This window comes from Exiguobacterium sp. A1_3_1 (genome assembly GCF_048985645.1).
GTDB lineage: Bacteria > Bacillota > Bacilli > Exiguobacteriales > Exiguobacteriaceae > Exiguobacterium_A > Exiguobacterium_A indicum.
The window spans coordinates 1-4,085 of sequence record NZ_WBYY01000229.1; the positions used below are offsets into that span (position 1 = coordinate 1).

Sequence of the window (4,085 nt, forward strand, 5' to 3'; positions counted from 1 at the left end):
TTAGTCTCGTGGGCTCGGAGATGTGTATAAGAGACAGTCTCACGCATATCAAGTACAAAGGAGCACTCCATAAGCCGGGTTCTCGCTTCGAAGTCACGAAAGCAGTCGCAGAAGAACTGCTGGAGGGCGGAGTGATCGAACAGCTAGACGGAGGTGTCGAAGATGATTCAAATGACGACAGTGGAAGCGGTGGAAAAGATACCGACCCTAAGTAACCTACCAGAAACAGAATTAGCCGCTGCTCTGACCCGCTCAATCATCGAGGTCGAGCAGCGTTTTTTAGTGAAACAGATTCAGCTGCCATTACCTGTTCCGGAAGCCATCAAGCTAGCGGTCTGCTATCTCGTCATGGATGAGGCGGTCCCGAAGGTGAAGAGTGTCGAACGCTCGGATTATAAGGAGACGCTCGATACATCGGGTCAATACCTGAACAAGGCATTGCTCTTCCTCGAACCGTATCTCAATCCACCACCGGAACCGGAACCGGAGTCGTCTGGCGTGGTATTCCTATGAACCCGTTCAGTCCCTATGAGTCTCTCTTGTTCCATCGAGCGGACGTCTTCCGGATGGTCCAGTCGTCCGCGAAGTACAATGCGACCTCGACGCGGACGGAAGTCCTGCATGATGTCGCGGTCGGCTTATCGGAGCAAGAGAACCGGCTCAGCGTGTCCTATCAGCAGAATGAACTGAATCGCCGTTTCCTTGTCCATACAAAAGTACCGTTGTTAGCGGGTGACGAACTGCGGATCTACTCGAAAGACCGATCGCATGCATACGGGACGTTCACATGCGGGCGTCCTTATGCTGTCCATGATCGTCTAGGCATCCATCATTACGAGATTCCGGTCGAGGCAGTGGATAGCGCATGAGTGATTTCAAGTTCGAGTTGCATGACAACGGTATGTTCGACCGCTTCAATGCGCAACGTGTTCAGTTCGATGAGGAGCTGGAGCGGATTGGGAAGCTAACCGCTTTCGCGTTTCTGAATCGCGTCACGGCTGTCTCACCGGTCATGGATGGACGGCTCAGAAACTCGTTAGCAGCGGCATCAAGCGGAACGGATGGCGAAGACTCCATCTTCAAGATGCAGAAAATAAGAGGGATCAAACTGATGTTCGGCACGAACGTCGAATATGCGGACTGGGTCGAGAATGGTCACCGGCAATCCCGGCGATTCGTACCCGGTGAATGGAAGAATGACAAGTTCGAATATCGTCCGGACCATGACGGCGGCATGTGGTTACGACCGATGACCGTCATGGGAAAGCATTTCTTCAAGAACGCATGGCATTCATTCGAGAGCGACGGTCAGGATTTCATCAATCGTGAATTGGAGGCATTTTTCAATGAGCTACTTTGATAGTGATCAGTTAGGTGTCCAAGACGTACGATCCGTGCTTAAGTTCGTGCAGGACACCACCAACGTCCGCGGCTATGACCGCCCAGTCGAGCAAGGGGCAGAACGTCCCTTCTTCGTCTTGGCGCCACCGCGCGGGACACCGGAGATTTTCAGCGCCGGCTGGTACCGATACAAACCGATGATCCTCGGTACGCTATTCGTGGATGAACCCGAGCAGATGCAAGAGTTCGTCTCGCGGATTGCGACCATGCTAATGGTGAACTGTCAAGAAATCCCGTTAATTAGCGTCACAGCTGAGGGAGACTGGGTTGAGACAGAAGGGAAACTGGATGAGTGCGAGTTTGCGAACAATCTCATCTCGGACGATGCACTGAACTTCCAAGTCATCGGCCAACGGTACGTATCAGAACGAGAAGTCGAACTCCCGTCTCTCGATACGGCAGTATTTAACAAGGAGTTGAACACATATGGCACGTAAGCAAGTAAGCGAAGCGGTCACGATCGTTTTAGATGAACCGGTCTACCCAGCGGAAGAACTGATCGAGGCGCATGCCTCCCTTGGTTATCCGCGGCATATCGTCGTCGGTGCCTTATTCGGGCAGGCGGAGATGTCACAAACGGATGCAATCGAACGCGTCGAAGCATTCAAACAGAAAGAGGTGCAATGATCCATGGCAAAAGCAATGATTCCAGGTCGCCACGAGCGACAAGCGGACGTCTATGTCCGGTTCAACATCGCCACGACGTCCGGCGTCGAATCGTCAGCACGTGGCACGCTCCTGATGCCTGTCCGGGCAGACTGGGGTCCAATCAATCAAATCGTGACCGTCCGCTCGACAGATGAAGCGAAGACCGCGTTCGGAAGCGGACAATCCGCGTTCCTTTTACAAGATGCGTTCCTCAACAGCGCCTTCATCCGGGAAGACGGGACGAGCGTCGTATCCTTGAAGGAAATCAAGGTCTATCGTCTAGCAGCGAGTGCCGCGAAAGAAGCCTCGCTCGATTTGACGTCGATCAAGGTCAAAGCACGGTACAAGGGCGCACGCGGAAACCAGTTCGCGGTCACGATTCGTCCGGTCATCGGAGACAACAACAAGAAGGAACTGCTCTTGACAGAGAATGCACTGCAGCTCGAGAAGCTGACATTCGCATCGAACGACGATCTTGTCGCGCTTGCGGCGAACTCGAAGTACATCCGCGTCGAGAAGGTGACGGATGCCCTTCCAGCGAACGTCGTCGCGCAATTGTTGACGGCAGGACACTCAGGGGAAGCAGTGACGGCACTCGATTACGGGGAGTTCCTCGAAGTCGCGAAGACGGAATATGCGAATGCCATCATCCATGACGGTGTATCGGATAGCTCCATCCAAGCGATGTTCCTCGATTTCGTCCGGACGCAACGACCGAACGGTCAATTCGTCAAGACGGCACTCGGTGGACTCGCGTCAGCGGACGTCAATTACTATGGTGCCATCTCGACGATGCAGAAAGCGTATAAGGAGGGTGTCGAGTACTCCCCAGCGCAACAAGCCGTCCTCGCGTTAGCAGCGGCAATCTCGATTCCGGTCAACCGCTCACTCGCGGGTCATCTGACGATCTTCGACGATCTCGAGAAATTATCAGACGTCGATGCGAACCAGAAGATTGAAGAGGGTTACTTGTTGCTGAAGGCGGAAGGCAAGAACGTCGTCTACAATGCACCGGTCAACTCGATGACGGACTTCTCTCGACTTGATCCGCTCATCGGTATCGACGCGGATGCGGATCCAGACGCTGCCTTGCGTGACTTGCAACAAATCCAGACGATCAACGTCTTCGACTTGATCACGGAAGAGCAAGAGTTCGTCTTCAAGAAATACTTCCGCTCCCAGTCGAACAGTCCATCGAAGCGGGACGCTGTCGCGGAGAAGATCAAACAACTGGTCCTCGAACCCCTCGCGAGTTCGAATATCGAAGTCATCGAGCCAGTCTATGATTGTGTTCCAGATAGCCGATACCATGGTGATGGAGCGACGGAACAAGCGTACAAGACCGAAGCCTACTTCAAGACAGCATTCACTGTCTACGGGACGGCTACGCAAATCTACGCAAACAATACGGCGTCCTAAGTCGCTGAAACGAAACAGGAGGGAATCAGATGCCACAATCCTATGATGATAAGTTACCGGTACTTGATCCGCGGAAAGTGCTCCGCGGGAAGTACGGGCAGGTCTATGACGAAACCGGGCGTGCGATGGTCGAGGTCACGGAAGCAGAAGCAAAGGTCAAGTTCAACAAGAAGAAGGTCGAACGCGGGAATGCGAAAGCAGACGGCAACCGGACGATGGGTTCGGAGATCAGTGGGAAGATCAAGATGCACTGGACAGAAAAGATTGCGGAATTCCGTCGTAGTATCTTGGATGACCCGGATGCTCCGCGGACGCTCATCTTCGAATTACGTGATCCGGATCTCCGTGGAGAAAAGATCGCATTGATGGGCGTCACGTTCGATGAGGTCGATTTGGTCAACTTCAAGGTCAAAGATACGGGTGACACGGATTTAGCCTTCACGGCAGACGATTATAAATTCCTATAAGACGGACACAAAGGAGGCTTCGGTCTCCTTTTTCATTACAATTTCAGAGGAGGATACATATTCATGGAAACAGCAGACCGTTACGCACATGAAGTAGACGAAGCATCACAGGACGAGGTGGTACAGGAGAAGCAATACGTCTCCTTGTCC

At 53.0% G+C, this 4,085-nt stretch carries 8 protein-coding genes; all 8 read left to right on the forward strand.

Features of this window, described 5'->3' with window-relative positions:
• Positions 1 to 215: hypothetical protein (locus tag F8N00_RS16665; RefSeq protein WP_421018614.1), on the forward strand; the 215-nt coding region annotated here is incomplete at its 5' end.
• On the forward strand, positions 163 to 513 hold the full coding sequence (locus F8N00_RS16670; RefSeq protein ID WP_421018615.1) for a hypothetical protein: 351 nt from the start codon (positions 163 to 165) through the stop codon (positions 511 to 513). The genes F8N00_RS16665 and F8N00_RS16670, both read left to right, overlap by 53 nt.
• Positions 510 to 869 carry a hypothetical protein gene (locus tag F8N00_RS16675; protein WP_421018616.1) on the forward strand — a complete coding sequence of 120 codons (360 nt, stop codon included), beginning with the start codon at positions 510 to 512 and terminating at the stop codon, positions 867 to 869. The genes F8N00_RS16670 and F8N00_RS16675 overlap by 4 nt, the downstream gene beginning before the upstream one ends.
• Complete coding sequence (locus tag F8N00_RS16680) at positions 866 to 1,360, forward strand: HK97 gp10 family phage protein (RefSeq protein ID WP_421018617.1); 495 nt, start codon at positions 866 to 868, stop codon at positions 1,358 to 1,360. The genes F8N00_RS16675 and F8N00_RS16680 overlap by 4 nt, the downstream gene beginning before the upstream one ends.
• Positions 1,347 to 1,838 (forward strand): hypothetical protein, encoded by a 492-nt coding sequence (locus tag F8N00_RS16685; RefSeq protein ID WP_023467965.1) that lies wholly within the window; start codon positions 1,347 to 1,349, stop codon positions 1,836 to 1,838. Before F8N00_RS16680 ends, F8N00_RS16685 begins: the two co-directional genes overlap by 14 nt.
• On the forward strand, positions 1,828 to 2,028 hold the full coding sequence (locus F8N00_RS16690; RefSeq protein WP_421018618.1) for a hypothetical protein: 201 nt from the start codon (positions 1,828 to 1,830) through the stop codon (positions 2,026 to 2,028). Before F8N00_RS16685 ends, F8N00_RS16690 begins: the two co-directional genes overlap by 11 nt.
• Before the next feature lie 3 nt (positions 2,029 to 2,031).
• Entirely contained in the window at positions 2,032 to 3,468 is a 1,437-nt protein-coding gene (locus F8N00_RS16695) for a phage tail sheath N-terminal beta-sandwich domain-containing protein (RefSeq protein ID WP_421018619.1), read from the forward strand.
• Positions 3,469 to 3,497: 29 nt separating this feature from the next.
• The gene (locus tag F8N00_RS16700; RefSeq protein WP_023467968.1) at positions 3,498 to 3,935 is read left to right on the forward strand and encodes a phage tail tube protein; all 438 of its coding nucleotides are present in this window, start codon (positions 3,498 to 3,500) and stop codon (positions 3,933 to 3,935) included.
• Positions 3,936 to 4,085 lie beyond the last annotated feature (150 nt).